Here is a 26,836-nt window from a genome sequence, read left to right on the forward strand (position 1 = left end):
CCCCCCGGCATATTCGATTCGGCTCCCGTCAGAAGACCACCACAGCCGTACGGGAGTTCGCAGCCGTATGGGCCAATGCGCGCCGAGTCAGCCGAGCCTGTCCGCCAGTGCACGGAACTCCGTCCAGGACAGCTCGGGCCGGTCGGGGTTCCACAGCTTCTGCACGGTCGCCCGCAGCGGCATCCGGATCCCGGCCGCCACCTGGTCCTGCGTCTGGGCGTTCGGGCGGTCGCCCCAGACGGCGAAGGAGCCGCCGAGGATCTGCCCGTCGTAGCGCTCCGGCACGGCCGTGGTGCCGCGCAGCACCCGCGGCGTCCACTGCTCGTAGATCCGCTGCCCCGTCGGGTAGACGAAGGTCTGCGGCTCACCGAGCACGTAGTACAGGAACTCGTCGTTGTAGTTGATCACCTTGCGGCCCGCGCTCAGGTACTCCGCGGGCTGCCGGGCGCCGATCTCCTTGCCCGTCCAGTAGGCGACCTGGATGTCCTTGGCGGCCTCGACGGACGTGCCGCGGAAGAAGCCGTCGTTCCACGCGCGTGGGGTGCGCTGGTGCTTGCGGACGGTGGCGGCCCGGTCGTTGAGCCAGCCGGTGGTGAGGTCGGCGACCGTCGCGCCGGAGCCGTACTGCTCCCGGGCGGCGGCGGCCAGCTGCGGGAAGGAGGCTTCCGGGTTCGAGCGGGTCAGCGCCTGGTACTCGTCGCCGCCGAGGTGCCAGGGCCCGCCGGGGAAGAGGTCGGCGTACTCGTTCAGCAGGTCGTCGACGATGTCGGCGCTCTCGCTCTTGGAGATGTCGATGGCGCCCTGCACCGCCGACCCCTGCGCGCTGCGCAACTGGAGGTCGGGGTGGGCGTCGAGGACGGCGCCGAGGTGCCCGGGCGAGTCGATCTCGGGCACGACGGTGATGTGCCGGCTCTTCGCGAGGTCGACGATCTTCCGCACCTGGGCCTTGGTCAGGTGCTGCTCGGACACGACCTCCGGGTGCGAGACGGACTCGATCCGGAAGCCCTGGTCGTCGGAGAAGTGCAGTCCCAGCTGGTTGAACTTCAGGTCGCCCAGTTCCCGGATCCGGTCCTCGATCCAGCCGGCCGTGAAGTTCTTGCGCGCGATGTCCAGCATGAACCCGCGCTGCGGCTTGGCCGGTTCGTCGCGTACCACGCCCTCGGGCGCCGTCCCGCCGTCGTGCGCCGCCTGCTTGAGCGTGCGGGTGCCGTAGAAGACACCGGCCTCGGCCGGCCCGCTGATCTCGACGCGCCCGTCGCGCACGGTCATCACGTACGACTCCGGGTTCGCGCCCTCGTCCTCGTTCAGGCCGAGCCGCAGGTCCCCGGCCCGCTTGTCGCTCTTCTCGCCCTGGTACGACAGCCCCAGCTCACCGGCGATCAGCCGCCCCTCGTCGGCCAGCGCCGGGTCGTCCACGACCACGCGGTCGCCCTTCTCGGGGCGCCAGCCCGGGCCGCGCGCCGGCGTGTGGTCGCGCACGGCGGGGATGGTGCGGGGCGCCTCGGACAGCGGGTACGAGCGGGTCGGGCTGGGACTGGTGCCCGGCCCGGTGATGGTGGGCGCGGCCGCGGCCCCGCCCCGGGAGGCTCTGGCCTCCGGCCCGGTGGCACCGCCCTCACCGCCCGAGGCCGCCCAGAGCCCGAGACTCACCCCGGCCGCGACCACGACCAGGGCTACCGCCATGGCCACGACCAGCACCTGCCGCTGCTTTCCCTGCTTCGCCGGCATCCGGCGCCTGTGCTGACTCACATCGCCAACCTAAGACCCGACCTCACCCGGCGCGCGTCCACCACGCGTGCCGGAACTCTCTCTCCCGGGTGAAATTCGGGCATCCGTCGGACACGTCATGGTCGTACTCGATAGCGTGACGTCACATCTCTCACAACATGCCCTGCCGACACACGTGACGCCCACGAGGACCCACGCTGCCTGCGCACCGTCTCCCCGACCTCCCCGGCCGACTCGCCATACCGGTGGAGCACTTCAACACTGCCTCCGCCGAGGATCTGGAGCAGACCCTCCTCAGCTGCCTCCGCAGCCCGCGCTGGGCCGGGCGTGTCGCGGAGCACCGCCCCTACCCGAACCTCGACTCCCTGCTCGCCGCCGCCGACGAGGCGGCCTACGACCTGACCTGGGCCGACCTCATTGAGGCCCTGGCCACGGAGTCCCTCCCGCCCCTCCCGCCGGACACCTACTCCGCGGCCCACACGGCCCTCAGCGCGGCCCACGCCGCCTACGAGGCCCGCTTCGGACACGTGTTCGTCATCTGCCTGGACGGCGTGGCCCCGGCAGAGGTCCTCGACCGCATCCTGGAAGCCATCCGGTCACGATTGACGAACGATCCGGAGGAGGAGCGGGCCGTGACGGCGGACGAACTCCGGCGCCTTGCCAGGGGGCGTCTGCTGACCGCCCTCAGGGACGCGGGGAACTGCGCGATCAACCACTGACGGCCCGCACCCGGCGGGCCTGGGCGCACCCCACAGCCCCTGGCCGCGCTAGTCCACCTGCCACCTCTTTGCGTGCCAGTTTGATCACACCCCGGACCCCCCGCTCAGCCCGGCGGCAGCGCCTCGCTACGATGCTGGGGGCCGGTGGACCGTACCCGGCCGGGCCCGACCGACACACCAAGCCGGCGCGGCCCCAATCCCCGCTCCCGGAGGAAACTTCCGTGCCGGCTGGAACGCTGTACCGCGGCCGGGAAGGAATGTGGTCCTGGGTGGCTCACCGAGTCACCGGCGTCCTCATTTTCTTCTTCCTGTTCGTCCACGTGCTGGACACCGCTCTCGTGCGGGTGTCCCCGGAGGCCTACGACAACGTCGTGGCCACGTACAAGACGCCGATCGTCGCGCTGCTGGAGTACGGCCTCGTCGCCGCCATCCTCTTCCACGCGCTCAACGGCCTGCGTGTCATCGCCGTCGACTTCTGGATCAAGGGCGCCCGCTACCAGAAGCAGATGCTCTGGACGGTCGTCGCCCTGTGGGTCGTGCTGATGCTCGGGGCGATCTACCCCGTCCTCGGCCACGCCGCTCGTGAACTGTTCGGGAGCTGACGCCAATGTCCACGACTGAGAAGACCGCCGCCGGCGTCGGCCCCGTCGAGGGTGGCGCCGTCTACACCGTCGACAACCCGGCCCCCTTGATCGAGGCCCCGCGCAAGCGCACCAAGAAGACCCCGAAGACCACCCGGGGCAACTTCGAGCTGGCCGCCTGGCTGTTCATGCGCCTGTCCGGCATCGTGCTGGTCGTCCTCGTCATCGGCCACCTGCTGATCCAGCTCGTGCTGGACGGCGGTGTCTCCAAGGTCGGTTTCGCCTTCGTGGCGGGCCGCTGGGCGAGCCCCTTCTGGCAGGTCTGGGACCTGCTGATGCTGTGGCTGGCGATGCTGCACGGCGCCAACGGCCTGCGCACGGTCATCAACGACTACGCGGAGCGCGCGAACACCCGGCTGTGGCTCAAGGGCCTGCTCTACACGGCCACGGTGTTCACCATCCTGCTGGGCACGCTGGTGATCTTCACCTTCGACCCGAACATCCGCTAGGCACGGGGCTGCGAGAATCATGAAGATCCACAAGTACGACACCGTCATCGTCGGCGCCGGTGGCGCGGGCATGCGCGCGGCCATCGAGTCCACCAAGCGCAGCCGCACGGCCGTCCTGACCAAGCTCTACCCCACCCGCTCCCACACGGGCGCCGCGCAGGGCGGCATGGCCGCCGCGCTGGCCAACGTGGAGGAGGACAACTGGGAGTGGCACACCTTCGACACGGTCAAGGGCGGTGACTACCTGGTCGACCAGGACGCCGCCGAGATCCTCGCGAAGGAGGCCATCGACTCCGTCCTCGACCTGGAGAAGATGGGCCTGCCGTTCAACCGCACCCCGAACGGCACCATCGACCAGCGCCGCTTCGGCGGTCACAGCCGCAACCACGGCGAGGCCCCGGTCCGCCGCTCCTGCTACGCGGCCGACCGCACCGGCCACATGATCCTCCAGACGCTGTACCAGAACTGCGTCAAGGAGGGCGTGGAGTTCTACAACGAGTTCTACGTCCTGGACCAGCTGATCACCGAGGTCGACGGCGTCAAGAAGTCGGCCGGTGTGGTGGCGTACGAGCTGGCGACCGGCGAGATCCACGTCTTCCACGCGAAGTCCGTGATCTACGCCTCCGGCGGCTGCGGCAAGTTCTTCAAGGTGACGTCCAACGCGCACACGCTGACCGGTGACGGCCAGGCGGCCGTGTACCGGCGGGGCATCCCGCTGGAGGACATGGAGTTCTTCCAGTTCCACCCGACCGGCATCTGGCGCATGGGCATCCTGCTGACGGAGGGCGCCCGCGGTGAGGGCGGCATCCTCCGCAACAAGGACGGCGAGCGCTTCATGGAGAAGTACGCGCCGGTCATGAAGGACCTCGCGTCCCGTGACGTCGTCTCCCGCTCCATCTACACGGAGATCCGTGAGGGCCGCGGCTGCGGTCCCGAGGGCGACCACGTCTACCTCGACCTCACGCACCTCCCGCCGGAGCAGCTGGACGCCAAGCTCCCGGACATCACCGAGTTCGCGCGTACGTACCTCGGCATCGAGCCCTACACGGACCCGATCCCGATCCAGCCCACCGCGCACTACGCGATGGGCGGCATCCCGACCAACGTCGAGGGTGAGGTCCTGGCGGACAACACCACGGTCGTCCCGGGCCTGTACGCGGCCGGCGAGGTCGCCTGCGTGTCCGTGCACGGCGCCAACCGCCTGGGCACCAACTCGCTGCTGGACATCAACGTCTTCGGCAAGCGCGCGGGCATCGCCGCCGCGGAGTACGCGCAGAAGGCGGACTTCGTCGAGCTGCCCGAGAACCCGGCGGAGCTCGTACTGGAGCAGGTGGAGCGGCTGCGCAACTCCACCGGTTCCGAGCGGGTGTCGGTCCTGCGGCGCGAGCTGCAGGAGACCATGGACGCCAACGTCATGGTGTTCCGCACCGAGCAGACCATCAAGACGGCGGTCGAGAAGATCGCGGAGCTGCGCGAGCGCTACAAGAACGTCTCGATCCAGGACAAGGGCAAGCGGTTCAACACGGACCTGCTGGAGGCCGTCGAGCTGGGCAACCTGCTCGACCTCGCCGAGGTCATGGCGGTCTCCGCGCTGGCCCGCAAGGAGTCCCGCGGCGGTCACTACCGCGAGGACTACCCGAACCGCGACGACGTCAACTTCATGCGGCACACCATGGCGTACCGCGAGGTCGGCGCCGACGGCTCCGAAACCGTCCGTCTCGACTACAAGCCGGTCGTCCAGACCCGCTACCAGCCGATGGAGCGTAAGTACTGATGGCTACCCCTGTTCTGGACAAGGAAGACGCGGCCGGCAAGCCCGAGCCCGGTTTCGCCGACTCCCCCTACATCACGGTCACCTTCCGGGTCCGCCGCTTCAACCCGGAGGTCGCGGCGGACGCGACCTGGGAGGACTTCCAGGTCGAGATCGACCCGAAGGAGCGCGTCCTGGACGCCCTCCACAAGATCAAGTGGGAGCTTGACGGCACGCTGACGTTCCGCCGCTCCTGCGCGCACGGCATCTGCGGCTCGGACGCCATGCGGATCAACGGCAAGAACCGCCTGGCCTGCAAGACGCTGATCAAGGACATCAGCCCCGAGAAGCCGATCACGGTCGAGCCCATCAAGGGCCTCACGGTCCTGAAGGACCTCGTGGTCGACATGGAGCCGTTCTTCCAGGCGTACCGGGACGTCATGCCCTTCCTCATCACGAAGGACACGAACGAGCCCACGCGTGAGCGGCTGCAGTCCGCCGAGGACCGCGAGCGCTTCGACGACACCACGAAGTGCATCCTCTGCGCGGCCTGCACCACGTCGTGCCCGGTCTTCTGGAACGACGGCCAGTACTTCGGCCCGGCCGCCATCGTCAACGCGCACCGCTTCATCTTCGACTCGCGTGACGAGGCGGGCGAGCAGCGCCTGGAGATCCTCAACGACCGCGACGGCGTGTGGCGCTGCCGCACGACCTTCAACTGCACGGACGCCTGCCCGCGCGGTATCGAGGTCACGAAGGCGATCGCCGAGGTGAAGAGGGCGCTGATCACGCGCCGCTACTGAGCCCGACCGCTCGACCGAGAAGGCCCCGTCTCCGCTGGTGACGGGGCCTTCTGGCATATGCCACACCATCGGGTGAACGAGTCCGGGACCGGACGCGCGGGGGGTGTCCGGCCTACGATGATGCTCTCGACACCAGCCCCCAGGAGGCACCTGATGTCCGCAGCTTCCGTCGAGCAGCCCTTCCACGACGAAGAGCCGGTCACCCTGACGACCATCGCCGACGAGATCATGGAGCGCCATCCGGGCTACCGCGTCGAGATCATCGGAGGCCATCTCCTCGTGACCCCGTCCCCGGATGCTCCCCACGCCCGCGCCCTTACCAAACTCATGCGTCCGTTCATCGCAGCAGGACTCGACGACGGCGAAACCGAGGTCCTTCAGAACGTCGGGCTGTGGCTCCCCACGGGTGGTGAGGACTACGCCATCCCCGACCTCGTGGTGGTGGACGCCGACATCGACGACCACCTCGTCGAGAACAACGCGTACGACCCCGCCTGCTTCCGTCTCGTGCTCGAGGTCACCTCCGGCAACTGGAAGGACGACCTCAAGACCAAGGTCGCCGCCTATGCCGAGGCCAAGGTGCCCGTCTACGTCGTCGTGGACCGCAAGCACCAGCGTCTCCACGTCCTGACCGACCCGGTGGGAAGCGGCTAGGAGAACCACCGCCCGCATGCCCCCGGCGAGCTCGTCTCCCTCCCTGACTCCATCGGCGCGAAGGTGACCCTCGACGTGGCGGAGATCCTCACGGCGGGTCGGGCGAGGACGAGCGACTGAGGCTCACAGCCGGCTCAGCATCGTCGGGTCCGTGATCCTCGTGTCGTCCGCCGGCGGCATTGCCCCGGCACCACGCGTTGAACATGTTCAAAAAGAGGTCTACAGTCACCCTCGACAGCGTTTTGAACGTGTTCAAGAAGGGTGGGGGCAATGGACCGCACGGTCGTCGCCTACGTCATCTACCTGCTGGTCAGCATCGGCCTGACCATCTGGGTGGCCCGCACGCTCAGCCGGAACGGCAGGATCTTCCTCGCCGACGTGCTGCACGGCAACGAGAAGCTCGCCGACGCCGTCAACCACCTCCTGGTGGTCGGCTTCTACCTCGTCAACCTCGGGTTCGTCGCCCTGTACCTGAGCGGCGACGAGACCATCACCGACACGCGCGGGGTCTTCGAGGCCCTGTCGACCAAGCTCGGCGTGGTGCTGCTGGTGCTCGGCGTGATGCACCTGGCCAACGTCTACGTGCTCAACCGGATCCGGCGCCGGGGCGCCATGGAGCGGGAGCAGGTGCCGCCGGTGCCGCCGCAGGGCTGGGTCGCCCCGCAGGCCCGGGCCTGAGCGGAGACCGGCACATGAACGCCACCGCGCCGGGCCCGCGTCCGGACGCCGCCCCGGTCCGCCGGCTCACCGTCCTCTACGACGCCGAGTGCTCCCTGTGCAGGTTCCTGCGCGACTGGCTCCGGCGGCAGCACCAGCTCGTGCCGCTGGAGCTGGTCCCGGCCGGCTCCGAGGAGGCCCGGCGGCGCCACCCCGGCCTCGACCATGGCCGCACCCTCGACGAGATCACCGTCGTGGGTGACGCCGGGCAGGTCTACCAGGGCCCCGCCGCCTGGGTCGTCACCCTGTGGGCGCTCAGGGAGCACCGGCCGCTAGCCCACCGGCTGAGCACGCCGTCGGGCGCCCGGCTCGCCAGGGGCGCCGTGCTCGCCGCCGCCAAGTGGCGCGGGGCGCAGCGGCACCGGGGGCGGCAGGGTGGGGCCCCGTGGGGCGGGCGGGTGTACCGGCGGGCGGACGGGTGGGCGTACGCCCCGGACGGCGGCTGGACCTACACCGCCCCGGGCTGCGCCGACGGCGGCTGCGCCCCTGGCCGAGTGCCCGGGCGCTGACGTTAGGCTCTCTTTCCGTGCCCGCGAAGAACGACGGCCCCGACGACGGCGCCCACCCGACCAAGTCCGAGCAGACCCGCGCGCTGATCCTGGAGACGGCCATGCGGCTGTTCCAGGAGAACGGCTACGACAAGACGACGATGCGGGCCATCGCCAAGGAGGCCGGGGTCTCCGTCGGCAACGCGTACTACTACTTCGCGGGCAAGGAGCACCTGATCCAGGGCTTCTACGACCGGATCGCCGCCGAACACCAGGTGGCGGTCCGGGAGATCCTGGAGCGGGAGACCGACCTGGAGGCGCGTCTCGCGGGTGTGCTGCGGGCGTGGCTGGACATCGCCGCGCCGTACCACGAGTTCGCGGTGCAGTTCTTCAAGAACGCCGCCGATCCGGACAGCCCGCTCAGCCCCTTCTCGCCCGAGTCGGAGCACGCGCGCGAGGAGGCCATCAGTGTGCACCGGCAGGTGCTGGCCGGGGCGACGAAGACCAAGGTCCCCGAGGAACTGCGGGGCATCCTCCCCGAGTTGATGTGGCTGTCCCAGATGGGCCTCTGCCTGTACTGGATCTTCGACCGGACCGAGGGGCGGGAGCGCAGCTACCGGCTCGCCGAGCGCGGGGCCCGGCTCACCGCGCGGGGCGTCGCCCTGGCCCGCTTCCGGGTGCTGCGGCCGCTCGTGCGCGAGGTGCACGAGCTGTTCACGGACTTCCTGCCGGGGATGACACGGGCCATCCCTGACCCGGCCGCGCTGCGCGGCGACACCCCGTAGGTTCTGTCGTCAGATCCCCGTGAGGCTCCAGAGGCGGAACACGCCCGTGCCGTCCGAGAGGTACTGGCCGCCGCCGACGTCCTCGGTGGTGACGACGTACTCCTTCGCCTGCCACAGCGGCAGCACCGGCACGTCCTGCGCGACGGTCTGCTGCACCGCGCGGAAGTCCCGGTCGGCCTCGCCGCGGTCGGCGTAGCGCTGGCTGTCGGTGATGAGCCGGTCGACCGTTCTGCTGCTGTAGCCGGTGTTCATCGCACTGCCGGTGCCGACGAGCGCGGCGCCGAAGGTGTCGGGGTCGGGGAAGTCGGCGACCCAGCCGACGGCGTACGCGTCGAGCTTGCCGCTCGCCCAGCGCTTCTGGAAGTCGGTCCACTCGTAGCCCTGGACGGTGACCTTGAACAGGCCGCTCGCCTCCAGCTCCCGCTTGATCTCGGCGGCCTCCTGGGCACCGGCGCCGCGGCCCTCGGCGTAGCCGTAGGTGAAGCGGACCGGCAGCGTCACACCGGCCTCGGTGAGGAGTTGCCGCGCCTTCTCGGGGTCCTGCTTCGGGTAGTCGTCGAAGAAGGAGGCGGTGTGGCCGGTGAGTCCGGCCGGGATCAGCGAGTACAGCGGGTCGACCGTCCCGTCGTACACGGTGGCGGCCAGCCGTTCCCGGTCGATGAGCCAGGCCATCGCCTGCCGGACCTTCGGGTTGTGCAGGGGCTTGCCCGCACGGGTGTTGAAGTACAGGTTCCGGGTCTCGGAGCCGTCCGCCTCGAAGACGCGCTGCGTGGGGTCGCTGGGGTTCAGGTCGGCCAGCACCCGCGGCGGCAGCTGCCGGGTGGCGACCTCGATCCGCTTGTCCTTCCAGGCGGTGTCCAGGGCGTCCGGGTCGCCGTAGTAGCGCAGTTCGACGGGCCGGTCGGCGCCGCCCTTGACGGCGCCCTGGTAGTGCCGGTTGGGCGCGAGGACCGCCGCCTTGTCCTTCGTGTACGAGGTGAGGGTGTACGGGCCCGTGCCGTCGACACCGTCGCCGGTGCGCAGCTTGCCGGCCGGGTAGGCGGTGCGGTCGACGATCGAGCCGGCGCCGGTGGCCACCTTGAACGGGAACGTGGCGTCGGGTGAGGACAGGTGGAAGGTGACGGTCATGCCGTCGGCGTCCACGGAACGCAGGGTCTCCAGCAGGGGCGCCGGGCCGACGGGGGACTTGATGCGCAGGATCCGGTCGAAGGAGTACTTCACGTCCTCGGCGGTCATCGTCCGGCCGCTGGGAAAGGTGAGGCCGGACCGCAGTCGGCAGCGGTACGTGGTCAGGTCGCCGCTCGTGAAGGAGCAGCTCTTCGCCGCGTCGGGCACGGGTGCGGTGCCGCCCGGCGCGAAGGTCAGCAGCGACTGGAAGACGTTGCTGAACAGGGCCCAGGAGCCGGCGTCGTAGGCACCGGCCGGGTCGAGTGAGGTGACGGCGTCCGTCGTGCCGACCGAGATGGTGCCGCCGTCGTTCTTCGACGGCACGAGCTGCCAGGCTCCCACTCCCACGGCCGCCAGGACGAGCAGCCCCGCGAGTATCCGCATGCGAACCGATCGCATCGGCCCTGTCCTTCCCCGGGCCCTCGGGCCCCTGTGCGTACGCCACACCCCTTCGTGGCGGCCTCACCCAATCACAGGTGTTTGACCCGGGGGAAGAGAGATCTGCCGAGTTGGGAAAGACCTTACCGATGGGCGGTTCGGTCCGTTTTCACAGGGTTCCCACAGCGTCAGGCCTGCTTCGACGCCAGCTCGATCAGCGTGACGTCCGAGGGGGCGCCGACCCGGGTGGGCGGACCCCAGGCGCCGGCGCCGCGGGAGACGTAGAGCTGGGTGTCGCCGTAGCGTTCCAGGCCCGCGACCGTGGGGTTGGCGGCGGCCGCGAGGAGGTTGCCGGGCCAGAGCTGGCCGCCGTGGGTGTGACCGGAGAGCTGGAGGTCGACGCCGTGCTCGACGGCGTCGTGGATCTGGACGGGCTGGTGGGCGAGGAGCACGCACGCGCGTGCCGTGTCCCGGTCGCCGAGGGCCCGGGCGAAGTCGGGGCCCTGCCCCTCGTCCTCGCCCGCCACGTCGTTGACTCCGGCCAGGTCGAAGTACGGCATCTCCCTGCGGGCGTTCTCCAGGGGGGTCAGGCCGAGGCGCCGGACCTCCTCGACCCACTGTCCGGCGCCGGAGAAGTACTCGTGGTTGCCGGTGACGAAGTAGGAGCCGTGACGGGCCTTCAGCTGGGCCAGCGGTGCGGCCGCGGGTCCGAGGTCCCGCACACTGCCGTCCACCAGGTCGCCGACGACCGCGATCAGGTCGGGCTGGGTCGCGTTGATCGTGTCGACGACCTTCTGGGCGAAGCCGCGGCCCAGGACCGGGCCGAGGTGGACGTCGCTGACCACGGCGATCCGGTATCCGTGCGCGGCGCGCGGCAGCTTGGCCAGCGGCACCGTGACCCGCTTCACCTTCGGCCCGCGCAGCACGCCGTACGTGCCGTAGCCCACGGTGCCGACGGCGGCGGCCGCGGCGGCACCGGCGACGACGCGGGAGACGAAGAGACGGCGGGAAGGATGGGAGGGCCCGGACGCGGGCGACGGCGAGGGCGCGGGGGTGGCGAGCGGCTCGGCCGAGCCCTGGGGGGCGGCGGGCACGGGCTCCGGCTGCGGAGGGGGCGCGGTGGCGGAGGCGACCGCGGCGCCGGACCCACCGGCACCGGTCTCCGCACAGGCACCGGCACCGGCACCGGAGGCACCCACACCGGCACCGACACCGCACGCGCCCGCACCCACCTGCGATCCGGCTGCCGCCGGGACGGCCGCTTCCCCGGGCGCGCCGGCGTCCACCAGGCCGTCGGCCGCTCCCACGGCGGCGGGTGCGGCCGGGGCGGTGCCCGGCGTGTCGGCGGGCCGTGTGCCGGTGTCCGGCTCCCCCGGAAGGCTCCGCTTGTCCGGCTCTCCCGGAAGGCTCCGCTCCGACGCCCGCGTCTTCGCCCGCCGTTCCAGGAACCACCGCAGCAGCGGCCGGACGACCTCGCCCGCCAGCACCCCGAGGAACAGGTATATCGACAGGGCCAGCCACAGGAAGCCCGGCCAGGCCAGGACCTGCTGGAGCCAGAAGGGGGCGCCCGAGCGCTCGGCGACCAGGGCCGTGATCGCGAGGGTCCAGCCGCCGGCGACCAGCACGGCGCCCAGGCGGCGGGTGAGCCCAGGGCCCCGGGTCGTGTCGCGGAACAGGCGGCGCCACACATACCAGTTGGCCGTCACGAGGACGGCCAGGACGAGTGTCGCGACGAGTACGAAAACGATGGCCACGGTGTCGTGTCTCCCGATTGCCGTTATGACGTCCGGCGCAGTGCGCGCAGACCACGCAACCCGATGGCCCCGATGGCCGTCCCCAATACGAAGGAAACGACGGCGAGCAACAGGTGCACGTAGAAGTAGGCCGTGGGATGACCGTCGTCGAAGGCGAGCCCGCTGCTGTCCTTGACAAGGTTCTTGACGAAAGTGATCCAGATGACCCAGCTCCACACCCCGAAGGCGAGCAGGAACCAGGAGACGGGGCGGCTGAGCTTCATGAGTCCAGTATCGCCAGAGCCTGTCCGGTTCCGTTCGCGGGGTGGGGCCGGAGGCGGGACTTCCCTGCGTACGGCATGTACGTTTCCGACCGTGCCCGCTCCGAAGAAGACCGCCAGGCGATCCCTGCTGGTCACCTCCGCCGCCCTGTCGTCCCTCGCCCTGGCCGCGCCCGCCGCCGTCGCCGCCCCGAGCCCCTCGCCGAGCCCTTCGGGCAGCCCGTCGGCGAGCCCCTCGGCCACTCCCCCGGCGTCGATGTCGACCGTGGGCGGCGCCCGGCTCGGGCAGCCGGGCACGCAGGTGAACCTCGCGAGCGGTGTGCCGGTGCTGCCGAAGGACGTCAGCGCCCGCTCCTGGATCGTCGCCGACGCCGAGACCGGTGACGTGCTGGCCGCGCACAACGCGCACTGGCGCCTCGCCCCGGCGAGCACGCTGAAGATGCTGTTCGCGGACACGCTCCTGCCGAAGTTCCCCCGAACCGCCAAGCACAAGGTCGCCCCCTCCGACCTGGCGGGCATCGGCTCGGGCTCCAGCATGGTCGGGATAAAGGAGAACGAGACCTACACGGTCCACGACCTCTGGCTGGGCGTCTTCCTGCGCTCCGGCAACGACGCCGTGCACGTGCTGTCCGCGATGAACAAGGGCGTCGAGAACACCGTCAGGGAGATGAACGAGCACGCCGAGGAGCTCCAGGCCCTCGACACGCACGTCGTCAGCCCGGACGGCTACGACGCCGAGGGGCAGGTCTCCTCCGCGTACGACCTGACGCTGATCGCCCGCTCGGGGATGCAGAAGAAGGACTTCCGCGAGTACGCCTCGACGGTCACCGCGAAGTTCCCCGGCGAGACCAAGAAGGACAAGAAGGGCAAGACGGTCCGCAAGTCCTTCGAGATCCAGAACACCAACCGGCTGCTGGCCGGGGACTCGGACGTCCCCGTCTACCAGGGCATCGCGGGCGTCAAGAACGGCAACACCACCAACGCGGGCGCCACCTTCACCGGCGTCGCGGAGCGGAACGGCAAGGTGCTGCTGGTCACGGTCATGAACCCGGAGAAGGACGAGCACAACGAGGTCTACAAGGAGACCGCCCGGCTGTTCGACTGGGGTTTCAAGGCGGCCGGGAAGGTGCAGCCGGTGGGCGAGCTGGTCCCGCCGAAGAGCGCCGCGCAGGCCAGTGCCCAACCCGGCGCGAACCCCTCCGGCGAGGCCGGTGGCTCCGGGGACGGCGGCAGCGGCACGGCCGGGACCGGCGCCAAGCCGGTGGCCAGCGCCCCGGCCGCGGACGGCTCCAGCGGCATCGGGGTCGCGCTCGGCATCACCGGGGGTGTGCTGGTGCTGCTCGCGGGCGGCGCGTTCCTGGTCAACCGCCGGTGGCCGCTGCCGGATCTGGTGCGCCGCCGGACTCGCCCGTGACGCCCGGGAGTTCGTCCTGCTTGCTCTGCGTCGCCGTCCAGGAGGCGCAGAACAGCACCAGCTTCGAGGTGAAGTTGATCCACAGCAGCAGCGCCACGGGCACACCGAACGCGCCGTACATGCTCTTCGCCGCCACGCCCTGGAGGTAGCCGCTGAGCAGCAGCTTCAGCAGTTCGAAGCCGACCGCGCCGGTCAGTGCCGCCACGAACAGGCGGTGGCGCGTCGGCTCGACGCCGGGCAGCAGCGTCAGCACGTAGAGCAGCAGCAGGAAGTCGGCGAGGACGGCGACCAGGAACGCGGCGACGTGCAGCAGGGCCCCGCCCCAGCCGCCCTCGTCGATGCCGAGCTGGCGGGTGATCCAGCCGATCATCGCGGAGGCGACGGCGGAGGCGGCGATGGTGACGAGGAGCGCGCCGCCGAGGCCGATCAGGACTCCCGCGTCCTTGGCGTACCGCAGGACGGGGTTCTCCTCCTCGTCGGGCAGCTCCCACACCGCGCGCAGGCACTCGCGCATGGAGCCGGCCCAGCTGATGCCGGTGAACAGCAGCACCGCGCCCGCGATCAGGCCGACCGTGCCGGCGTTGTCCACCAGTCCGGCGATGTCCAGCTGGTCGGAGATGCCGGGCACCTGCTCGGCGAGCTTGTCCTGCAGCGTGTCCTGCTGCTCCGTGCTGAGCGTGGCGGCGGCGATGGTGACGGCCACGGTCAGCAGCGGGAACAGCGCCACGAAACTGGTGAAGGTCATCGCGGCGGCCAGCCGCGTCCACTTCACGCGGTCCAGCCGCTCGTACGACCGCCACGCGTGGGTGATCATCAGCCGCTCCGCCCACGGTCCGACCACCGGGAGCCTTTTCAGCCAGTCCATGATCCGACTCTGCCCTCCGCCCGGAACACCCATGTACGGGTACCCCAGAACCGCAGGACCGTGGCAAGCGCCATGCCGACGACCGCGCCGGAGACGGTGTCCGCGCGCTGGGAGGTGAGCCCGAGGCCGTAGTGGCTGACGGCGAGGCAGAGCAGCTGGACGGCGGCCCCGGCGAGGTTCACCGCGAAGAACACGGCGAACGGGCGCAGGCCCCGGACCGGCGCGGTCCGGTAGGGGCCGAGGGCGTTGCCCGCGTAGGCGACGGAGCAGGCGGCCACGAAGGACAGGGCCTTGGCGGTGAGCGGGTCGAGTGCGGCGGGGCCGCGCAGGTACGTGAAGAGGGCCAGGTCCACGGCGTAGGCGAGGAGGCCGGCGGCGGCGAAGCCCAGCAGCTCGCGGCGGCCGGGGACGGTGGGGCGCGGCCACGCGCGCGTGGTCACCAGTTGGCCACCGCCAGGCCGTACATCGCCATCCACGCCAGGCCGATGAGGGCGAGCGCCCGGTCGCGCAGGACGACGTCCTCGGGTTCGCCGGCCGTGCCGCGGTCGGCGAACACGGCGTACCTGAGGATCGCCAGGATGAAGGCGACCATGGACAGTTGCCGCCAGGGCAGCACGCTGGTGTGCGGGACGCCGCCCTCCTCCATGGCCCACAGGCAGTAGCCGAGGACGGCGACACCGGCCGCGAGCTGCCAGACGAAGCGGAGGTAGCCGGTGGTGTACTCGGTGAGCAACGCGCGGGTGGCGCCCCCTTTTCCGGCCATCTGCACGGCCTCCGAGTAGCGCTTGGCCGACACCATGAACAGCGCGCCGAACCCGGTCGTGATCAGGAACCAGCGCGAGAGGGGAATGCCGAGGGCGAGTCCGCCGACCATGGCCCGCATCAGGAACCCGGTGGTGACGACGGCCAGGTCGACGACGAGGACGTGCTTGAGGCTGATGCAGTAGGCCAGTTGCATGGCGAGGTAGGCGGTCAGCAGGGCGGCGACGGCCGGGCCGCACAGGCGGGCCGCGGCGCAGGGCGCGAGGACGCCGAGGGCGCCGCCGACGGCGTAGGCGACGGGCACGGGGACCTGTCCGGCGGCGACCGGGCGGTGCCGTTTGACGGGGTGGGCGCGGTCGGCGTCGGCGTCGCGGGCGTCGTTGACGAGGTAGACGGCGGCGGCGCAGGCGGTGAACAGGACGAAGACCAGGGCGAGTCGGGTCAGGGCGTGCCGGGTGAAGAGCTCGCCCGCGGCGGCCGGGGCCGCGATCACGAGGACGTTCTTGACCCACTGCCGGGGGCGTGCGGTCCGGACGAGGCCGGCCAGGACACCGCCGCCGCGGGAGGGCGCGGACGGCTCCTCGGGGGCGCGCTGCCGCAGGATGGCCGTCTCACTCATGGCGGGCGCCTCCCTTCACCCAGCGGGCGCCCATGCGGGCCGTGAGTGCGCCGAGGGCCGCACCGGCCGCGACGTCGGAGGGGTAGTGGACACCGACGACGAGCCGGGAGACGCACACGGCGGCGGCGAGCGGCGGGACCGCGCGTGCCCCGAGGGCGCCGAAGGCCACGGCGGCAGCCGCGGCGGAGGTGGCGTGGGAGCTGGGGAAGGAGTGCCGGCCGGCGGTGCGCACCAGGGGTTCGACGTGCGCGGGGCGCGGGCGGCGCACGATCCGTTTCACCCCCATGCTGACGAGGTGCGCCCCGGCGGTGAGGGCCGTGCCGCGCAGCCAGGCGCCACGTCTCCTGCCGTCGACGGCGGCTCCGGCGAGCCCCGCCGCCAGCCACAGCGCCGCGTGCTCCCCCGCCCAGGACAGGGCGCGTGCGGCACCGGCCACGCGCGGGTCGGTGCCGCACGCCCTGAGCGCCGAAACGATCCGGTGGTCCATGTCGTGCAGGTCGTCGAGGTCGTCCATGTGGACTCACTGTTCACGCCCACCTGGCCCGAACTCCGGCAATATTGAGCGACATCCCATTAATCACCCGTTTCGGGGAGGGATGCCATGTTCTCGAACTAATAGCTCACACCAGGGCGATACGGTCACCGACATGTCTGCCGACATCGATTCCGCCCCGGACGTCATGGGCTTGGACCACACCACCGTCACCGGATGGGGACGCACCGCCCCCACCGCCGCCCGGCTGATCCGCCCGCGGACGTACGAGGAGGCCGCCGCGGCCGTCCGGGAGTGCGGGGCCCGCGGCGGGATCCCCCGGGGCCTGGGACGGGCGTACGGGGACGCCGCGCAGAACGCGGGCGGGGCCGTGCTCGACATGACGGGCCTGGACCGCGTCCACGCGATCGACGCCGACGGCGGCACCGTGCTGTGCGACGCGGGCGTCTCCCTGCACCGGCTGATGGAAGTGCTGCTGCCGCTGGGCTGGTTCGTGCCGGTCACCCCCGGCACGCGCTACGTCACCGTCGGCGGGGCGATCGGCGCCGACATCCACGGCAAGAACCACCACGTCTCGGGCTCCTTCGCCCGGCACGTGCTCGCCCTCGAACTGCTCACCGCGGACGGCGAGATCCGCACGGTGATCCCCGGCACGCCCCTGTTCGACGCCACCGCGGGCGGCATGGGCCTGACCGGGGTGATCCTCACCGCGACGATCCGGCTCCAGCCGGTGGAGACCTCGTTGATGTCGGTCGACACCGAACGGGCGGCGGACCTCGACGACCTGATGGCCCGGCTGGCCGCCACCGACCACCGCTACCGCTACTCGGTCGCCTGGATCGACCTGCTGGCCCGGGGCGCGGCGACCGGCCGCGCGGTGCTCACCCGCGGCGACCACGCGCCCCTGGACGCGCTCCCCGCCCGCCTGCGCCGCGACGCGCTGTCCTTCCGCACCTCCCGCCTCCCGTCCGCGCCCGCCCTCCTGCCCGAGGGCCTGCTCAGCCGCACGACCGTGGGCCTGTTCAACGAGCTCTGGTACCGCAAGGCCCCCCGCGCCCGGGCCGGCCGACTCCAGCGGATCTCCGCCTTCTTCCACCCCCTGGACGGCGTGCCCCACTGGAACCGCGTGTACGGCCAAGGCGGCTTCGTGCAGTACCAGTTCGTCGTCGGCTACGGCCAGGAGGACGCCCTGCGCCGCATCGTGCGCCGCATCTCCGAACGCCGCTGCCCGTCCTTCCTCGCCGTCCTCAAGCGGTTCGGGGAGTCCGACCCGGGCTGGCTGTCCTTCCCCGTGCCGGGCTGGACGCTGGCGCTGGACATCCCGGCGGGCCTGCCCGGCCTCGGCGCGTTCCTCGACGAGCTCGACGAGGAGGTCGCCGCCGCCGGCGGGCGCGTCTACCTCGCCAAGGACGCCCGGCTGCGCCCGGAGCTGCTCGCGGCGATGTACCCGCGCCTCGACGACTTCCGCACCCTGCGCGCCGAACTGGACCCGCACGGGGTCTTCGTGTCCGACCTGTCCCGCCGCCTCGGTCTCTAGGGGGTGTCCGCAAAGTCCCGTCGTCCGCCCGGAGGGCGGGGGGCAGGCGCGACTTTGCGGACACCCCCTAGGCACCGGAAACCAGGCAACCCCTAGGAGCTGTCATGAAGGACGCCTTCGGCCTCCCCCAGTCCCTGCTCGTCCTCGGCGGTACGTCCGAGATCGCGCTGGCCACCGCCCGCCGGCTGATCGCCCGCCGCACCCGCACCGTCTGGCTGGCGGGCCGCCCCTCGCCCGCGCTGGAGGAGGCCGCCGGGCAGTTGCGCGGACTTGGCGCCGACGTGCACACCGTCGCGTTCGACGCGCTCGACCCGGCCTCCCACGAGGCCGTGCTCGGCAAGATCTTCGCCGAGGGCGACATCGACATGGTGCTGCTCGCCTTCGGGTTGCTCGGCGACCAGGCCCGCGACGAACGGGAGCCGGAGGCGGCGGTGCGGGTCGCGCAGACCAACTACACCGGCGCGGTCTCGGCGGGCCTGGTGTGCGCCCGCGCGCTCCAGTCCCAGGGGCACGGCTCGCTGGTCGTGCTGTCGTCCGTCGCGGGCGAGCGGGCCCGCCGCGCCAACTTCATCTACGGCTCCAGCAAGGCCGGCCTGGACGCCTTCGCCCAGGGCCTGGGCGACGCGCTGCACGGCACGGGCGTGCACGTCATGGTCGTCCGCCCCGGCTTCGTCCGGACCCGCATGACCGCCGGCCTCCCCGAGGCGCCCCTCGCCACCACGCCCGAGGCGGTCGCCACGGCCGTGGAACTGGGACTGCGCCGCCGCTCGGAGACGGTGTGGGTACCGGGCGCGCTGCGCGTGGTGATGTCGGCACTGCGGCATCTGCCGCGGGGGGTGTTCCGGCGGTTGCCGATCTGAGAGGGGGGTGGGTGGGTGCGGACCCGCCGGCGGATCAGCGCGTGGGGACCGAGCCCCGTTCCACGCGGCCGGCCTGGGGCGGGACCACCGAGCCGCCGCCGAAGGTGAACTCGCGCAGCTTGCGCCACACTCCGTCGGCGCCCTGTTCGTAGAGGGCGAAGCCGGTGCAGGGCCACTCGGCCTCGTAGCCGGCGAGTTCCTCGAAGGCGCGGTCCATCGCCGCCTCGTCGATGCCATGGGCGACGGTAACGTGCGGGTGGTACGGGAACTGCAGTTCGCGCGCGACCGGCCCGGCGGGGTCGCGGACCTGCTGCTGCAACTCGGTGCAGGCCTCGGCGCCCGCGACGACCCGGACGAACACCACCGGCGACAGGGGCCGGAAGGTACCCGTGCCGGACAGCCGCATGGGGAACGGCCGGCCGGCCGCGGCGACCTCGGTCAGATGGGCCTCGACGGCCGGCAGGGCGGTCTCGTCGATCTCCGTCGGCGGCAGCAGGGTGACGTGCGTGGGGATGCCGTGAGCCGCGGCGTCGCCGAAGCCCGCGCGCAGCTGCTGGAGCTCGCTGCCGTGAGGCTCCGGGACCGCGATCGAGACACCGATCGTTACGGTCCCCACATCGTCTCCTGTCGGTTCAGTTAACGGGCCGCTGATACGACCACCCGGTTATCGACTGTACGGCCACGACCCGGTTACAGGCAGGCGCAACCGGAGTGATGTACAGCGCTGTGCGGTGGTACGGCTGCGCGCGGGAGCGGGTTCAGTGCTTGGCGGGCAGGAAGCCGACCCTGTCGTACGCCTGGGCGAGGGTCTCCGCGGCGACCGCGCGGGCCTTCTCGGCGCCCTTGGCCAGGATCGAGTCGAGCGTCTCGGGGTCGTCCAGGTACTGCTGCGTGCGCTCCCGGAACGGCGTCACGAACTCGACCATGATCTCGGCGAGGTCCGTCTTGAGCGCGCCGTACATCTTGCCCTCGTACTCCTGCTCCAGCTCGGCGATCGACTTGCCGGTGAGCGTGGAGTGGATGGTGAGGAGGTTCGACACGCCGGGCTTGTTCTCCGCGTCGTAGCGGATCACCGTGTCCGTGTCGGTGACCGCGCTCTTGACCTTCTTCGCGGTGGCCTTCGGCTCGTCGAGGAGGTTGATGAGGCCCTTCGGCGTGGACGCCGACTTGCTCATCTTGATCGACGGGTCCTGAAGGTCGTAGATCTTCGCCGTCTCCTTGAGGATGTACGGCTTCGGGACGGTGAAGGTCGGGCCGAAGCGGCCGTTGAAGCGCTCGGCGAGGTCGCGGGTGAGCTCGACGTGCTGGCGCTGGTCCTCGCCGACCGGGACCTCGTGGGCCTGGTAGAGCAGGATGTCCGCGACCTGGAGGATCGGGTACGTGAACAGGCCGACCGAGGCGCGCTCGGCGCCCTGCTTGGCGGCCTTGTCCTTGAACTGGGTCATCCGGCTCGCCTCGCCGAAGCCGGTGAGGCAGTTCATGATCCAGGCGAGCTGGGCGTGCTCGGGGACGTGGCTCTGGACGAACAGCGTGCACCGGTCCGGGTCCAGCCCCGCGGCCAGCAGCTGGGCGGCGGCCAGGCGCGTGTTCGCGCGCAGGTCCTCGGGGTCCTGCGGGATGGTGATCGCGTGCAGGTCGACGACCATGTAGAACGCGTCGTGGGTCTCCTGCAGGGCCACCCACTGGCGGACGGCGCCGAGGTAGTTGCCGAGGTGGAACGAGCCGGCGGTGGGCTGGATGCCGGACAGCACGCGGGGACGGTCAGAGGCCATGCTCACCATTCTCTCAGGTCCCGGAGGGCGATCCGGAACTGGTCCGAAACAGGGGGGAACCGATCCGTGCCCGGCGGTGTAACAAGCATGTGAGGACGCGGGAGGGGGGCCGCATCGTCGATGAGGCCGCGGTGATCGCACGCGTACGCGCCGGAGAGCCGGAGGCGTACGCGGAGCTGGTGCGGGCGCATACGGCGATCGCGCTCCGCGCGGCCACCGCGCTCGGGGCGGGGTCTGACGCGGAGGACGTGGTGCAGCAGGCCTTCGTCAAGGCGTACTGCGCGCTGGGCCGGTTCCGGGACGGCATGGCGTTCAAGCCGTGGCTGCTGGCGATCGTGGCCAACGAGACGAGGAACACAACGCGGACGGCCGCGCGGCAGCGGACCCTCGCCGTCCGCGAGGCGGCGCTGACCCAGGCCGAGCCATTGATACCGGAGTCGGCGGACCCGGCCGTGGCGACGGTGGAGGCGGAGCGCCGGGCGGCGCTGCTGGCCGCCCTGGAGAAACTGAGCGAGGAGCACCGACTGGTCGTCACCTACCGGTACCTGCTGGAGATGGACGAGCCGGAGACGGCCCAGGCCCTCGGCTGTCCCCGCGGGACGGTGAAGTCGCGCCTGAGCCGCGCCCTGCGCAAGCTGGCCAGGCTGCTGCCGGACTTCCGGCCTCGGGAGGGGGGTGAGGAGAGTGAGTGACGGACGGGGCGCGCACAGCGGCGACGACGAGCGGTTCCACGCCGCCGACGGCGAGGCTTGCCGCCGGGCGGAAGCCGCCCGGCTGCGGGAGGAACTGCGGGCGCTGGGGCGGTCGCTCGACGCGCCGGGCGGCGCGGGTCCGGAGTCGATGGCCGAGCGGGTGCTGGCGCGGATACTGGCCGAGCAGGTGCCGGTTCCCGTGCCCGAGCCACCCGGGGTCCGGGAACGGCTGCGGTCGGTCCGGCTCTGGGCGCGAGCGCGGTGGCGGTCGCTGACGGCGACGCTGTGCGGGCTGCTGGCCGTACTCGCGCTCACGCCCCCGGTGCGGGCCGCGGTGGTCGACTGGTTCGACTTCGGCGGGGTCGAGGTGCGCTACGACCCCTCGGCGGTGCCCAGCCCCGGCGCCGAGGTGCCCGGCTGCGGACGACCGGTTTCCCTCGCGGAGGCCGAGCGGCGGGCGGGGTTCACTCCACTGGTCCCCGAGGGGCTGGGGACGCCGGACGCGGTGACCGTGAGCAGCCGGCCACAGGGCCGGGTCCTGATGACCCTGTGCTGGAGCGAGCAGGGCCGGACGATACGTCTGGACGAGTACCGGGCGCGTCTGGACACCGGCTTCGTCAAGCGCGTGCGTGAGCAGCCGACGTGGGTGGCGCTGCGCGGTGATCCCGAGAGCGGCGACGTGCGGGACTGGGCCCTGTGGTTCCCACGGCCCCACCTGCTGAACTTCTGGCTGGTCGAAACCGACGGCGACCGCTACACACGCGAGGAGCGGACGGCCGGGCCGACCCTGCTGTGGACCTCCTCGGGCGGCGACGGTGGCGTCACGCTGCGGCTGGAGGGCGTCGCGTCGAAGGCGCGGGCCGTGGAGATCGCGAGGTCCGCCGCGGCTCCGCTCGGTGAATCCCGCGAGTAGCGCGGAGGGGGAACCCGGTCGGGCCGGGCGGTGTACCAGAAGTGACGGGCGGCTCGGGGCCGCGCGGATCGTCTGGTAGGGGGCTCGGATGGGGCAGGGCAAGGGCAGGGGCAGGGGTCGTGGGCTGATCGCAGGGGTGGGAGCGTTGGTGGCGGCGCTGGCGCTGCTGGTGTGGGGCGCGGCTCCCGCCTCGGCCGGGGGGCCGACCAGCGTCCTCGTGGTCTCGCCGGGGAGCGAGGAGGCGGCTGCCCTGTACTACGACGACGCGGAGTACCAGCAGCTGGAGCGGCTGCTCGGCAGCGCGGTGACGGGCACCCGCGGCAAGCCCTCGGAGGCCGACCTGGCCTCCGCCCGGCGGTTCACCGTCACATGGATGGTGCACGACATCTCGCCGTGGCGCGTGGACCAGATCTTCTCCGCGAGCGAGAGCGGGGAGACGTGGATACACACGGCGGCGAACCTGCCCCGGGCGGTGGACGGCCGCTGGCACCGTGCCGAGCGCCCTGACGAACTGCGCGCCCTCCTGGAAGAGCTCGGCGTGACGGGCAGGGCACCCGACGGCACGGGATTCACCGACGTCATGTCTGCGCCCTGGGCCACGGCAGGGCAGGAGCCCGCCGCTCCGGAGCCTGAGGCGACCACGGCCCGGGCCAAGGAGCCCACGGCCGACGACGGCGCGGACTGGTGGTGGGTGCTGGCCGGCGCGACGGGCGGGGCGGTACTGGCCCTCGCCTTGCGGCCGCTAGCCGTACGGATCCCGTTCCCTCGACGGGAGCGGGCCACCGGGGAGCCGAAACAGGAGCTGCTCGATGCGTGAGGCCGGGTGCGGGCGGAACAGGGGGCCTTCGATGTTCCGCACCGGTGAGGGTGTGCGGGCGCGGCTGAGGCCGGGGTGGAGGGATTGCCTCTCGGTGCTGCTGCCGCCAACGTGGCCTGCCCCGCCATGCCCTGCCCCACCCGTGCCCGACCGGAGTACCGGTACCGGTCCGCCGCAAGTGGGTCCGGCCCGGTCGACAGCGGTGTCTGGTGGGCGGCCGCGGACCTGCCCCTGGGGCTCGGCGGCAGTCATGTCCTACGCCGCGCGGCGGCCCGGCGCGAAGCCGGACCGCCGCCACGGAAGGAGCCACGACATGAGCTGATCGACGTGGGATCCCTGACGTCGGTGAGCGCGTCGAGATCCCGCCCGCGATGAGCCCGGCGGGTCTCAGCCGAGGTCGATCTCGGGGTAGAGCGGGAAGCCCGCCACCAGGTCCGTCGCCCTGCGGGAGATCTCGTCGGCGATCTTCGGGTCGAGGACGTGAGCCGCCTTGGAGGGGGCGCCCGACTTGGTCGTGCCCGGCTCCGTGGTGGTGAGGACGCGGTCGATCAGGCCCGCGACCTCGTCCATCTCCGCCGTGCCCAGGCCGCGGGTGGTGAGCGCGGGCGTGCCGATGCGGATGCCCGAGGTGTACCAGGCGCCGTTCGGGTCGGCGGGGATCGCGTTGCGGTTGGTGACGATGCCCGACTCGAGGAGGGCGGCCTCGGCCTGGCGGCCGGTGAGGCCGTAGGAGGAGGCGACGTCGATCAGGTTCAGGTGGTTGTCCGTACCGCCCGTGACCAGCGTGGCGCCGCGGCGCATCAGGCCCTCGGCCAGCGCCCGGGAGTTGTCGACGATGCGCTGGGCGTAGTCGCGGAAGGACTCCTGCCGGGCCTCGGCGAAGGCGACGGCCTTGGCGGCCATGACGTGCGGGAGCGGGCCGCCGAGGACCATCGGGCAGCCGCGGTCGACCTGGTCCTTCAGGGAGTCGTCGCACAGGACCATGCCGCCGCGGGGGCCGCGCAGGGACTTGTGGGTGGTGGTCGTCACGATCTGGGCGTGCGGGACCGGGTCGAAGTCGCCGGTCAGGACCTTGCCCGCGACCAGACCCGCGAAGTGGGCCATGTCCACCATGAGCGTGGCGCCGACCTCGTCGGCGATCTCGCGCATGATCCGGAAGTTCACCAGACGGGGGTACGCCGAGTAGCCCGCGACGATGATCAGCGGCTTGAACTCGCGGGCGGAGGTGCGCAGGGCCTCGTAGTCGATGAGGCCGGTGGCGGGGTCCGTGCCGTAGGAGCGCTGGTCGAACATCTTGCCGGAGATGTTCGGGCGGAAGCCGTGGGTGAGGTGGCCGCCGGCGTCCAGGGACATGCCGAGCATGCGCTGGTTGCCGAAGGCGCGGCGCAGCTCCGCCCAGTCGGCCTCGGAGAGGTCGTTGACCTGGCGGACGCCGGCCTTCTCCAGGGCGGGCAGCTCGACGCGCTGGGCGAGGACCGACCAGAAGGCGACGAGGTTGGCGTCGATGCCGGAGTGCGGCTGGACGTAGGCGTGGCGGGCGCCGAAGAGCTCCTTGGCGTGCTCGGCGGCGAGGGACTCGACGGTGTCGACGTTGCGGCAGCCGGCGTAGAAGCGGCGGCCGATGGTGCCCTCGGCGTACTTGTCGCTGAACCAGTTGCCCATCGCGAGGAGCGTGGCCGGGGAGGCGTAGTTCTCGGAGGCGATCAGCTTGAGCATCTCGCGCTGGTCGGCGACCTCCTGGCCGATGGCGTCCGCCACGCGGGGCTCCACGGCGCGGATCACGTCGAGGGCGGCGCGGTAGGCGGTGGAAGCGGTGGAGAGGGGCTCGGCTGGCATGTGGGACCTCCGGACGTTGCGTTCAGCGTTCACGGTACGGCCCAGGCGCACGACCCTGTTCGGCTGGGCCGCTCCCCGATGGTTCGTCCATCCCAGCGCGCCAGTCACGGCCCTCGGTCAGCCTACCGGGTCGCCCTTCGGTGACGGGTGCGGGTTTCGGCCCTCAGAGGATCACATGCGGCAGAAACCGAGCGTACTCGTCCGTGATCAGGCCCGAGCTCTCTCTGATGCCCAGGCCCGCCGACTCGTTCTCCACGACCCAGGCGCCGAGGACGACGCGGTTGCCGTCGAAGTCGGGGAGGGGGGCGAGTTGCTGGTAGCAGCAGGGTTCGTCACGCGGGGCGGGGTCCGTGCCGGGCTCGTGGATCGTGACGCCCGCGCCCTCCCGGCCGAGGAGGGGCTTGGCGACCCAGCCCGTGGCGGTGAGGTCCCGGGGGCCGTCCAGGTAGGCCGGGAGGAGGTTCGGGTGGTCGGGGTAGAGCTCCCAGAGGATGGCCAGGAGTGCCTTGTTGCTGAGAAGCATCTTCCAGGCCGGCTCTATCCACAGGGTGGAGCCCGTACCGCCGCCGTTGTCGAGGGTGTCCAGGACGTGGCCGGCGAAGCGGTCGGTGGTGAGCCACTCCCAGGGGTAGAGCTTGAAGATGCTGCGGATGAAGCGGAGGCGCTGGTCGACGAAGCGGCCGGAGAGGCGGTCCCAGCCGATCTCCTCCATCGAGATCCACTCGGTCGCGAGCCCGGCCTGCTCGGCCGTCTCCTTGAGGTAGGCGACCGTCATCAGGTCCTCGCCGAGTTCGTCGGCGGAGGAGTACGCGAAGTACAGGGGGTTGCCCGGCGGGAGGAGGGCGGACTGCTTCGTCCAGGCGTCGATGAGGCGTTCGTGGAGGGAGTTCCACTGGTCGGCGCCGGGGAAGCGCTCCTCCATCCAGAACCACTGGGGCGACGCGGCCTCGACCAGTGAGGTGGGGGTGTCGGCGTTGTACTCCAGGAGCTTGGCCGGGCCGGTGCCGTCGTAGCGGAGGTCGAAGCGGCCGTAGACGGAGGGGAGTTCGGCGCGGCGCTGCCAGGCCTCGGCGACCGCCCGGGCCACGCGGGGGTCGGTGATGCCCAGGTCGGCGAAGCGGTCCTCGGCGACGATGTGCTCGGCCGCCGCCAGGCACATGCGGTGGAGGTCCTCGACCACCTCCTCCAGGGCCTCGATCTCCGGGAGGGTGAAGACGTAGTACGCGCTCTCGTCCCAGTAGGGGCGCAGGGAGTCGTCGGGGTAGCGGGTGAGCGGGTAGATCAGGCCCTGTTCCTCGACGGTCTGCTGCCAGCCGGCGCGGGGCTCCGTGGTACGGCGTTCCATCTGCGTGCAGCCCGGTCAGCCGCCGCCGCTGCCGGAGCCGGAGCAGCCGAAGCCGCCCCGGTCGACGGCCTCGCTGCGGCTGAAGGTGCCGTGGTCGGCGTAGCCGCCGCTGACGTCGGCGTCGTAGTACCAGTCGGCGTCCACGGCCCCGGTCCTGCCGGTCTTCTTGCGGGCCTTGCCGGTGGTGGAGCCGGAGGAGGACGTGCAGTTCTTGTCGGCGACGATCTTGTAGCCGTTGATGTAGTCGTAGCTGTCCCGGTCCACACAGCGGCGGTCCGGGTCGGAGCCGCACGCGGACAGGGCCGCCGCGAGGACGCCCATGCCGCCCAGCACCACCGTGCTCGAACGCAGTCGTCGCCGTGTTTCCGCCATGTCCGTGTCTCCCCGTGGTGTCCCCGTGTGCACTGCCGAGCGGACAGCCTAGAGAGCGGTGGGAGCGGGCGTGCAGGAGGCCCCCGTCTGCCGCTCTCCCTCACCGGCGATTTGTGAAATTTGGAGTCGTGTGGGGTTTTGGTGTGGTGTGGGCTTTTGGCGCGGCGGCGGGGGCGGCCTGATCACGGTGGTGTGACCGCAAGTGCTTTCCCGGCTACATAGGGCCTTCACCTTCCGAACAACCGG

At 71.5% G+C, this 26,836-nt stretch carries 27 protein-coding genes, 1 pseudogene and 1 riboswitch; of the genes and pseudogenes, 15 read left to right on the forward strand and 13 right to left on the reverse strand.

What is annotated here, in order from left to right; all coding sequences use genetic code 11:
- Window positions 1–87 precede the first annotated feature (87 nt).
- A complete protein-coding gene (locus tag ACSUPV_RS15340; RefSeq protein WP_436949903.1) occupies window positions 88–1,683 on the reverse strand; it encodes a beta-N-acetylhexosaminidase in 1,596 nt (531 codons plus the stop codon).
- Window positions 1,684–1,973: 290 nt separating this feature from the next.
- Here ACSUPV_RS15340 and ACSUPV_RS15345 point away from each other — a divergent pair, with 290 nt between their 5' ends.
- The 9 genes and pseudogenes from ACSUPV_RS15345 to ACSUPV_RS15385 all read left to right on the forward strand — a co-directional run bounded on the left by ACSUPV_RS15345 (window position 1,974) and on the right by ACSUPV_RS15385 (window position 8,734).
- A complete protein-coding gene (locus tag ACSUPV_RS15345; RefSeq protein ID WP_436947671.1) occupies window positions 1,974–2,447 on the forward strand; it encodes a 2-oxo-4-hydroxy-4-carboxy-5-ureidoimidazoline decarboxylase in 474 nt (157 codons plus the stop codon).
- Window positions 2,448–2,668: 221 nt separating this feature from the next.
- Complete coding sequence (gene sdhC, locus ACSUPV_RS15350; RefSeq protein WP_010047075.1) at window positions 2,669–3,049, forward strand: succinate dehydrogenase, cytochrome b556 subunit; 381 nt, start codon at window positions 2,669–2,671, stop codon at window positions 3,047–3,049.
- A 5-nt stretch (window positions 3,050–3,054) separates the two neighbouring features.
- Window positions 3,055–3,537: a succinate dehydrogenase hydrophobic membrane anchor subunit gene (locus ACSUPV_RS15355; RefSeq protein ID WP_037757478.1), complete on the forward strand. Its 483-nt coding sequence runs from the start codon at window positions 3,055–3,057 to the stop codon at window positions 3,535–3,537.
- A 19-nt stretch (window positions 3,538–3,556) separates the two neighbouring features.
- Window positions 3,557–5,311, forward strand: a complete 1,755-nt coding sequence (gene sdhA / locus ACSUPV_RS15360; protein WP_031119859.1) for a succinate dehydrogenase flavoprotein subunit — start codon at window positions 3,557–3,559, stop codon at window positions 5,309–5,311.
- Complete coding sequence (locus ACSUPV_RS15365) at window positions 5,311–6,090, forward strand: succinate dehydrogenase iron-sulfur subunit (protein ID WP_031119860.1); 780 nt, start codon at window positions 5,311–5,313, stop codon at window positions 6,088–6,090. Before sdhA ends, ACSUPV_RS15365 begins: the two co-directional genes overlap by 1 nt.
- 153 nt (window positions 6,091–6,243) lie before the next feature.
- Window positions 6,244–6,864: pseudogene (locus tag ACSUPV_RS15370) on the forward strand (Uma2 family endonuclease).
- Between the two features lie 150 nt (window positions 6,865–7,014).
- Window positions 7,015–7,422, forward strand: a complete 408-nt coding sequence (locus ACSUPV_RS15375) for a hypothetical protein (RefSeq protein ID WP_031119862.1) — start codon at window positions 7,015–7,017, stop codon at window positions 7,420–7,422.
- A gap of 14 nt (window positions 7,423–7,436) precedes the next feature.
- Complete coding sequence (locus tag ACSUPV_RS15380) at window positions 7,437–7,970, forward strand: thiol-disulfide oxidoreductase DCC family protein (RefSeq protein ID WP_037757466.1); 534 nt, start codon at window positions 7,437–7,439, stop codon at window positions 7,968–7,970.
- A gap of 17 nt (window positions 7,971–7,987) precedes the next feature.
- Window positions 7,988–8,734: a TetR/AcrR family transcriptional regulator gene (locus tag ACSUPV_RS15385; RefSeq protein ID WP_037757463.1), complete on the forward strand. Its 747-nt coding sequence runs from the start codon at window positions 7,988–7,990 to the stop codon at window positions 8,732–8,734.
- A gap of 9 nt (window positions 8,735–8,743) precedes the next feature.
- Here the strand turns inward: ACSUPV_RS15385 and ACSUPV_RS15390 are convergent, their stop codons facing one another.
- The 3 genes from ACSUPV_RS15390 to ACSUPV_RS15400 form a co-directional block, all read right to left on the reverse strand.
- A complete protein-coding gene (locus tag ACSUPV_RS15390; protein WP_436947673.1) occupies window positions 8,744–10,300 on the reverse strand; it encodes an ABC transporter substrate-binding protein in 1,557 nt (518 codons plus the stop codon).
- A 167-nt stretch (window positions 10,301–10,467) separates the two neighbouring features.
- Entirely contained in the window at window positions 10,468–12,033 is a 1,566-nt protein-coding gene (locus ACSUPV_RS15395; RefSeq protein WP_436947674.1) for a metallophosphoesterase, read from the reverse strand.
- A 23-nt stretch (window positions 12,034–12,056) separates the two neighbouring features.
- On the reverse strand, window positions 12,057–12,296 hold the full coding sequence (locus tag ACSUPV_RS15400) for an SCO4848 family membrane protein (protein ID WP_031119868.1): 240 nt from the start codon (window positions 12,294–12,296) through the stop codon (window positions 12,057–12,059).
- A gap of 91 nt (window positions 12,297–12,387) precedes the next feature.
- On the opposite strand from ACSUPV_RS15400, the gene ACSUPV_RS15405 reads away from it, so the two are divergent.
- Window positions 12,388–13,707 (forward strand): D-alanyl-D-alanine carboxypeptidase family protein, encoded by a 1,320-nt coding sequence (locus ACSUPV_RS15405; RefSeq protein ID WP_382612926.1) that lies wholly within the window; start codon window positions 12,388–12,390, stop codon window positions 13,705–13,707.
- Here ACSUPV_RS15405 and ACSUPV_RS15410 read toward each other — a convergent pair.
- The 4 genes from ACSUPV_RS15410 to ACSUPV_RS15425 are packed head-to-tail and all read right to left on the reverse strand — an operon-like array spanning window position 13,655 to window position 16,467.
- Entirely contained in the window at window positions 13,655–14,572 is a 918-nt protein-coding gene (locus ACSUPV_RS15410; protein WP_359791217.1) for a YihY/virulence factor BrkB family protein, read from the reverse strand. The genes ACSUPV_RS15405 and ACSUPV_RS15410 overlap by 53 nt on opposite strands.
- Complete coding sequence (locus tag ACSUPV_RS15415) at window positions 14,560–15,012, reverse strand: GtrA family protein (RefSeq protein ID WP_051648246.1); 453 nt, start codon at window positions 15,010–15,012, stop codon at window positions 14,560–14,562. Before ACSUPV_RS15415 ends, ACSUPV_RS15410 begins: the two co-directional genes overlap by 13 nt.
- Window positions 15,009–15,953: a decaprenyl-phosphate phosphoribosyltransferase gene (locus ACSUPV_RS15420; RefSeq protein WP_031119872.1), complete on the reverse strand. Its 945-nt coding sequence runs from the start codon at window positions 15,951–15,953 to the stop codon at window positions 15,009–15,011. The genes ACSUPV_RS15415 and ACSUPV_RS15420 overlap by 4 nt, the downstream gene beginning before the upstream one ends.
- Window positions 15,946–16,467: a phosphatase PAP2 family protein gene (locus ACSUPV_RS15425; RefSeq protein ID WP_031119873.1), complete on the reverse strand. Its 522-nt coding sequence runs from the start codon at window positions 16,465–16,467 to the stop codon at window positions 15,946–15,948. The genes ACSUPV_RS15420 and ACSUPV_RS15425 overlap by 8 nt, the downstream gene beginning before the upstream one ends.
- A gap of 133 nt (window positions 16,468–16,600) precedes the next feature.
- On the opposite strand from ACSUPV_RS15425, the gene ACSUPV_RS15430 reads away from it, so the two are divergent.
- Both ACSUPV_RS15430 and ACSUPV_RS15435 read left to right on the forward strand, forming a co-directional pair.
- Window positions 16,601–17,983 carry an FAD-binding protein gene (locus ACSUPV_RS15430; RefSeq protein WP_382612931.1) on the forward strand — a complete coding sequence of 461 codons (1,383 nt, stop codon included), beginning with the start codon at window positions 16,601–16,603 and terminating at the stop codon, window positions 17,981–17,983.
- A 104-nt stretch (window positions 17,984–18,087) separates the two neighbouring features.
- A complete protein-coding gene (locus ACSUPV_RS15435; protein ID WP_031119875.1) occupies window positions 18,088–18,843 on the forward strand; it encodes a decaprenylphospho-beta-D-erythro-pentofuranosid-2-ulose 2-reductase in 756 nt (251 codons plus the stop codon).
- A 34-nt stretch (window positions 18,844–18,877) separates the two neighbouring features.
- Here ACSUPV_RS15435 and ACSUPV_RS15440 read toward each other — a convergent pair whose 3' ends face one another.
- Together ACSUPV_RS15440 and trpS are read right to left on the reverse strand one after the other, a co-directional pair.
- The gene (locus tag ACSUPV_RS15440; protein ID WP_037757448.1) at window positions 18,878–19,459 is read right to left on the reverse strand and encodes a 2'-5' RNA ligase family protein; all 582 of its coding nucleotides are present in this window, start codon (window positions 19,457–19,459) and stop codon (window positions 18,878–18,880) included.
- A 142-nt stretch (window positions 19,460–19,601) separates the two neighbouring features.
- On the reverse strand, window positions 19,602–20,615 hold the full coding sequence (trpS, locus tag ACSUPV_RS15445; protein ID WP_037757798.1) for a tryptophan--tRNA ligase: 1,014 nt from the start codon (window positions 20,613–20,615) through the stop codon (window positions 19,602–19,604).
- Window positions 20,616–20,746: 131 nt separating this feature from the next.
- On the opposite strand from trpS, the gene ACSUPV_RS15450 reads away from it, so the two are divergent.
- The 3 genes from ACSUPV_RS15450 (at window position 20,747) to ACSUPV_RS15460 (ending at window position 23,037) form a co-directional block, all read left to right on the forward strand.
- Window positions 20,747–21,307 carry an RNA polymerase sigma factor gene (locus tag ACSUPV_RS15450; protein WP_359791223.1) on the forward strand — a complete coding sequence of 187 codons (561 nt, stop codon included), beginning with the start codon at window positions 20,747–20,749 and terminating at the stop codon, window positions 21,305–21,307.
- Window positions 21,300–22,220, forward strand: coding sequence for a hypothetical protein (locus ACSUPV_RS15455; protein ID WP_436947676.1), 921 nt, complete (start codon window positions 21,300–21,302; stop codon window positions 22,218–22,220). Before ACSUPV_RS15450 ends, ACSUPV_RS15455 begins: the two co-directional genes overlap by 8 nt.
- A 136-nt stretch (window positions 22,221–22,356) precedes the next feature.
- Window positions 22,357–23,037, forward strand: coding sequence for a hypothetical protein (locus ACSUPV_RS15460; protein WP_436947678.1), 681 nt, complete (start codon window positions 22,357–22,359; stop codon window positions 23,035–23,037).
- A 387-nt stretch (window positions 23,038–23,424) separates the two neighbouring features.
- Here ACSUPV_RS15460 and ACSUPV_RS15465 read toward each other — a convergent pair whose 3' ends face one another.
- From ACSUPV_RS15465 to ACSUPV_RS15475, 3 genes are all read right to left on the reverse strand, one after another.
- Window positions 23,425–24,906 carry a glycine hydroxymethyltransferase gene (locus tag ACSUPV_RS15465; RefSeq protein WP_359791226.1) on the reverse strand — a complete coding sequence of 494 codons (1,482 nt, stop codon included), beginning with the start codon at window positions 24,904–24,906 and terminating at the stop codon, window positions 23,425–23,427.
- Window positions 24,906–24,991, reverse strand: a riboswitch (ZMP/ZTP riboswitch). (Overlaps the previous gene by 1 nt.)
- Window positions 24,992–25,036: 45 nt before the next feature.
- Window positions 25,037–26,218, reverse strand: coding sequence for a glutathionylspermidine synthase family protein (locus ACSUPV_RS15470; RefSeq protein WP_382612942.1), 1,182 nt, complete (start codon window positions 26,216–26,218; stop codon window positions 25,037–25,039).
- Window positions 26,219–26,233: 15 nt separating this feature from the next.
- Window positions 26,234–26,590: a hypothetical protein gene (locus ACSUPV_RS15475; protein ID WP_031119884.1), complete on the reverse strand. Its 357-nt coding sequence runs from the start codon at window positions 26,588–26,590 to the stop codon at window positions 26,234–26,236.
- Window positions 26,591–26,836: the final 246 nt, after the last annotated feature.

Origin of the sequence: Streptomyces sp. SudanB52_2052, assembly GCF_964272415.1 — a bacterium.
In the GTDB taxonomy this organism is placed as follows: domain Bacteria; phylum Actinomycetota; class Actinomycetes; order Streptomycetales; family Streptomycetaceae; genus Streptomyces; species Streptomyces olindensis.